This is a genomic window from Pedobacter sp. HMWF019 (genome assembly GCF_003061025.1).
In the GTDB taxonomy this organism is placed as follows: domain Bacteria; phylum Bacteroidota; class Bacteroidia; order Sphingobacteriales; family Sphingobacteriaceae; genus Pedobacter.
The window spans coordinates 1-5802 of record NZ_QAIL01000175.1; the positions used below are offsets into that span (position 1 = coordinate 1).

Annotated in this window: 3 protein-coding genes; 2 read left to right on the forward strand and 1 reads right to left on the reverse strand. The window is 36.3% G+C overall.

Annotated elements, in window-relative coordinates:
• The first annotated feature begins 194 nt into the window (after positions 1-194).
• Positions 195-3248 carry a TonB-dependent receptor gene (locus DBR11_RS11270; protein WP_108552645.1) on the forward strand — a complete coding sequence of 1018 codons (3054 nt, stop codon included), beginning with the start codon at positions 195-197 and terminating at the stop codon, positions 3246-3248.
• Positions 3249-3258: 10 nt separating this feature from the next.
• Positions 3259-4686, forward strand: a complete 1428-nt coding sequence (locus DBR11_RS11275; RefSeq protein WP_158275269.1) for a RagB/SusD family nutrient uptake outer membrane protein — start codon at positions 3259-3261, stop codon at positions 4684-4686.
• Between the two features lie 370 nt (positions 4687-5056).
• On the opposite strand, the gene DBR11_RS11280 is transcribed toward DBR11_RS11275, so the two are convergent.
• The gene (locus DBR11_RS11280; protein ID WP_108552649.1) at positions 5057-5737 is read right to left on the reverse strand and encodes a hypothetical protein; all 681 of its coding nucleotides are present in this window, start codon (positions 5735-5737) and stop codon (positions 5057-5059) included.
• Between the last annotated feature and the right edge of the window lie 65 nt (positions 5738-5802).

The window sequence follows — 5802 nt, forward strand, 5'->3', positions numbered from 1 at the left end:
ATTTAATTCAATCACTATTGATATTAGCCGCATTAACAAATCTGTTGAGACGGCTTTTTATTAACAAATTGTTGTTCAGATGGTTCAAGTTGTAGTTGTTTTAAAAAAAATGTTAAATAATGTTAAAATATATTTGCGAGGGATTGAGGAAACGAATATATTAGGCGATTATTATTCACCTAAATTTAAAATTCATGAAAAAACTTCTACAAAGTTTGTTCGTGTTTATGCTTTTTGCAATATCTGCAATGGCACAACAACGGACGATTACTGGTACAGTTACAGGAAAAGAGGATGGCCTTCCTCTTCCAGGAGTATCAGTTAAGATTAAAGGGACCAGATCTGGTACAACCACAGGGTCTGATGGAAAGTATTCTATTTCAGTTCCTGAGGCAACAACTACACTCGAATTTACCTATCTAGGTTATATTTCTCAAAGTGCAGCAATAGGTGGTGGAAATTCTATTAACATTGCCTTGGTTTCTGAAAGCAAGGGATTAAGTGAAGTTGTCGTAGTTGGTTATCAATCTGTAAAGAAGAGTGATTTGACAAGTGCAGTTTCAATAATCTCGGGTAAAGAGGTGGCAGATAAACCAATTGCATCTTTTACTCAGTTATTACAAGGTAAGGCTGCGGGTGTTCAAGTAACTGCGCAAAGTGGTAAGCCTGGGGCGAATGCTTTTATTAGAATGCGTGGTACTGGATCATTAAAGGCATCTTCTGAACCTTTAATTATTCTTGATGGTATTGCAATAAGCACAACATCTTACAATATGTTAAATCCGAATGATATTGAAACGATTAACTTTTTAAAGGATGCGTCCGCTACAGCAATTTATGGTTCCAGGGGATCTAATGGAGTTGTCGTTATTAGTACTAAAACAGGAAAAGGTTCTCCAGTTTTAAGCTATTCATTTAGTTATGGTGTCGCAAATGCTCAGAAATTAAAGAATCTAACTTTGATGAATGCTCAGCAAAAGTTGCAGTATGAGTATGAAGGAGATTATACGAATCCAACATTAGATTCTATGATTATTACGCGGTCTAAAAATGGTAGTTTACCTGCTGGATCTACATTATTCAGTATTACTCCTGCGCAAAGGCAAGCGCTGTGGGATCTTGCAGCTTCCCGTGGTCAAGGTGATTGGAGCAAAGCGATGTTAAGGGATAACGCTGTTACCAAGAAACACGAGGTTTCCTTATCCGGTTCATCAGATAAGATAACGTACTATTTCTCATTAAATAAATCGGATAACGATGGAGTAGAACAGGAATCTTATTTCAATAAAACTGGAGGTAGGTTGAATGTAGAATATCAGGCTAAGGACTGGTTTAAATTAGGAACAAACATTGGTGTTACTCAATCAAAGGATAACACAAATAGAGAGTTGTTTAATGGACAGGCTTTATATACTGCGGCTTTATTATTGAATCCTTACGAGCCTTTGTATTTGCCTAACGGCGCTTATAATTATACTTCTTTGGGCCAAAATGCTTTAGAAACAGCTATTAATAATCCAAACGTATCAAATCGTATTGGTTCTTTTGCTACACTTTATGGAGAAGCTAAAGCTTTTAATCACCTTACATTAAGGTCTCAGTTGGGTATGAACTATAATACTTTAAATCAGGAGTATTATTTGAAACCGGGATCATATCTTGCTCAGACTCTAGGTTATAATCAAAAAAGAGACAACGGAAATACTGATTTTTTATATGTCTTTACAAATACAGCTAACTGGGTACAAACCTTTGGAGGAAAACATACAATTTCTGCATTGGTAGGAACAGAGTTTACGAAAGATAAATTTTATAGTTTCTCTTTAACAGCAAGAGGATTCCCTTCTTCTACGGTAAATACACTGGAAAATGGAGCGACACCGACTCAAGCTACAACTTCAAGAAGTGATTATGCAATGATCTCTTATTTTGCAAGTGCTCAGTACGATTATGATAAAAGATACTTTTTATCTGGATCACTGAGAACGGATGGGTCTTCCCGATTTGGAGCGAACAAACGTTTTGCGACTTTTTGGTCAGTAGGTGGAGCATGGGATATTAAAAATGAATCTTTCTTCCATGTTGATGAGATTAGTAATTTAAAACTTAGGGGTTCAGTTGGTACCTCTGGAAACAATACCGGTATAGGGAACTACGATGCCTTAGGTACCTATGCTTACAATGTAAGTTACAATGGTCAACCTGCTGCAAGTCCGGCTCAAATTGCCAATCCAGATTTAACCTGGGAGCAAAATAATAACTGGGATTTAGGATTAGACTTTGGATTGTTAAACAATAGAATTTCAGGAAGCTTTGATTATTACAACCGTAAAACAGCAAATCTGTTGTATCCTGTAAATTTGTCACTAACAACGGGTTTCTCGACTTTCTCCGGTAACATTGGTAGTATCAAAAATAAAGGAGTTGAATTGTCATTGACAGGGGATGTAATTCGAAATAAAGACATTACCTGGACTTTATATGGAAACTATACCCACAATGACAACAAAGTGACCGGTCTTTATAACAACAATGTGGCGGGTGATGGTACGAATGGTTTAGGATATTTGGACATTGGTCGCCCAGCGTTTAACTACTTCCTGGTGCAATGGGCAGGGGTTAATCCTCAAACAGGTAAGAACGAATGGTACGATAATGACGGGAACAAAACTGATGTATGGAGTAGTAAATATGCGAAGTTACTTGATGGAAAATCACCTCAGATTAAATATTACGGTAGCTTTGGAACCACATTTCGATATAAAGAATTTGATTTAGGAGCTCAATTCTACTACTCAGGAGGAAATTACATTTATAATATCATGTGGAATGTAGGGTCTTCTGAAGGAGAAAGTATAAATAATCAGCAATTTACCGACGCATTAAATTACTGGAAGAAACCAGGTGACGTTGTTCGATATGCTAACCTTAAAGATGAAGAGCAAAGAGTGACTTATGATTCGGATAAATATCTTGAAAAGGGAGATTACATCAGCTTAAGGGATATTACACTTGGTTATACACTGAAACAATCTATTCTACAGAAAATACATGTGAAAGGTTTAAGGGTGTATGTACAAGCAACGAACTTGTGGTTGGGAACTAAGTTTCATGGAAATCCGGAAGTAGGTCAGTCAAATGCTGAGCAGACTTCTGCTGCTACTCAGCTTACGGTTCCGGGCTTTGCTACATTATATAGCTATCCGCAAATTAAGGCCGTTACATTTGGTGTAAATGTCAAATTTTAATAACATAGAAATGAGAAAATATTTATATACAATGGCTCTTGCGATTGCCGCTTTAGGGTCATGCAAAAAGTCAGATTTAAACCTTTATCCTTATAATCAGGTTGAAACGACACAAGCATTTAATACGGAGGGAGACGTTACTCTTGCTGTTAATGGAATGTATTATGGAATCAGAGCTTCCGGTTCATATTATAATGGAACCTGGAATATTGTTGCGGATGTATTGGCCGACAATTTGATTTCTAGTCCAGCGGGACGCGGAACTTTGCTTAGCTATAGTCGTTGGTTACTAAGCCCAACTTCAACATATGGTTTATTTAGTGGAGGTTATACAATTGTTAGAAGGGCAAATGCTATTGTTGAGAATATTGATCGTTTTCCAGCAGGAGCTTTTCACGATAATGCAAAGGGCGAAGCTTTGGCATTGCGTGCAATGACCTATTTCGACATGTGCAGGGTTTATAGTAAAACTTATTTAAATGCATCTGCGACAGATTTCACCTTGCCTTATGTAACTACTACTGATGCTAAGAATATGCCTGCAAGTGAATCTGTAAAAGGGTTTTATGACAAAGTGATTGCAGACTTGAATGCCGCATTACCATTAATTAATGCAAACAATGGAGTAGGAAGATTAAATAAGGCTGCTGTTGCTGGCCTATTATCTAGAGTGAACCTGTATAAAGGAGATTGGACTGCAACAATTACAGCTGCTAACACGGCCTTAGGTTCTGCGCCGAGTTTACCAAGTATAGCGAATTTTCCATTAATATGGACAGACCAATCCAGTGATGGGGTACTATTTAAAGTAATAAATAACGCGGTTGATAACATAAACACTCAAGGTGTAAACTATTATCAGACACAGAATGGCGAAATTAAATCTGAATATGTTGTTGAGTATAACTTTAAACAGTTGTTTGCTGCTAATGATGTGAGAACGTCTACTTACATTAAAACAAGTGCTCTATCAGGAAGTCTTTATAATAATGTTGTTAAATATGCCGGAGGAACAGGTAAACCTGCAGGGGTTCAAGACGCTAAGGTGCTTAGAACTGCAGAGGTTTTATTGAATAGAATGGAGGCCTACTATCGGTCTGGAAATGAACCAGCAGCATTAGCAGATCTTAATTTATTAAAAAGAAATAGATACACTGGATTTAGTGATATATCACTAACAGGTACTGCCTTATTGAATGAGATCTTGAAGGAAAGAAGATTGGAACTTGCATTTGAAGGTGATCGGTTTTGGGATTTGAAACGTAGGGCCCAGCCAGTACTTCGTGATGGAACAAAAGGAGAGAAAGCAGATGGAACAGGTACTCCGTATTTTAGTACGACCTTAACCTTGCCGGTTGATGATCATAGATTTCAGTTGCCTTATCCTGTTGCTGAAACAAACTTTAATACAGCAATTAAACAAAATCCAGGATATTAATTATCATTCTTAAATAATAGAAGGGGTGCTCGTATTCTCGAGCACCTTTTTTTGTCCCTGGACTTATGTAAATTTTTATGGTGTGAAATTCCTAACAAACTTACGTTAATTTAAAAAGGGCCGAGATGAAATATGGGGGGAGTCGACGATATGTATTGGCCTTAAGAACGGGTAGTGAATCTCATCGAATCCAAAAAGTCTGTCCTGTTTGTCTACTCATGTAGACCAATTTTTCATTACATATATTCTGGTTCCTTGATCTGAAGCCTTGGGATAAGAAGGAATTGAAAAATCCTTACCTGATTTATAGGTAAGGATCTTAAAGGAAGTTCTTCTCAGTTATAAATTTGATTACTTCAAATAAGTAATGCTATTTATTTATAGAATTATAATAATTGATGATCTTCACTAGATCCTCATCATTTTTGATGTTTAGGTTGTTGTCGGATATATATTTAGTAAGGTTAAAGTCATTTCCTTTAAGAAGATTTCCCATTGATTTCTTGTCCTTTTTTATTTGCGTCATAGTATCATTTGTATACAAATAATATAGCTGAGCATTTGCAACACTCTTTACGGGGGCACTAGATCCGTAAGGAATTGTTTCCGAAACAATTCTTACTTCCTTTTTTAATAAGGTAACTTTTCCTTCTGCGAGGACTTCATAATAGTTCAATGCTGAGTATCGATCAATCGGAGGATATCCATTTTTAAAAAGGTGAATCAGTTGGTCGCCGGATTTTGGATCTGCCATTTGAAACTCTGAAACTTTATCTTTAAACCAATATGGTTTATTATCCTCTCCTTTGAAGATAATCTTATCTTTCGAGAGGTCGTAAATAAGGTCTGCACTAGCAATTTTTTTGTTATCTAACATGGTTACGGATCCTTTAACGAAATCTGGATATAGATAAATACCTTGAATATATTCAGGGGTTCCTTTCTCTGGCATAGGTGCGGAAACACCCAAATTGTCTTGTGTTATAAATATTTGTGCTTTTGCTGAAATTACGAGTAGCCCTAATGCCACTGTTGAAATGAAAATCTTCATAATGGAGGTTAAATTTTGGTTTTTATTTTATAAATATAAGATTTAAATTCTATCATGTATCAATA

Excerpts from the sequence above, each read along its gene's own strand:
- DBR11_RS11280 (WP_108552649.1), bottom strand. The coding sequence starts at position 5,737 with ATGAAGATTTTCATTTCAACAGTGGCATTAGGGCTACTCGTAATTTCA.
- DBR11_RS11270 (WP_108552645.1), top strand. The coding sequence starts at position 195 with ATGAAAAAACTTCTACAAAGTTTGTTCGTGTTTATGCTTTTTGCAATA.
- DBR11_RS11275 (WP_158275269.1), top strand. The coding sequence starts at position 3,259 with ATGAGAAAATATTTATATACAATGGCTCTTGCGATTGCCGCTTTAGGG.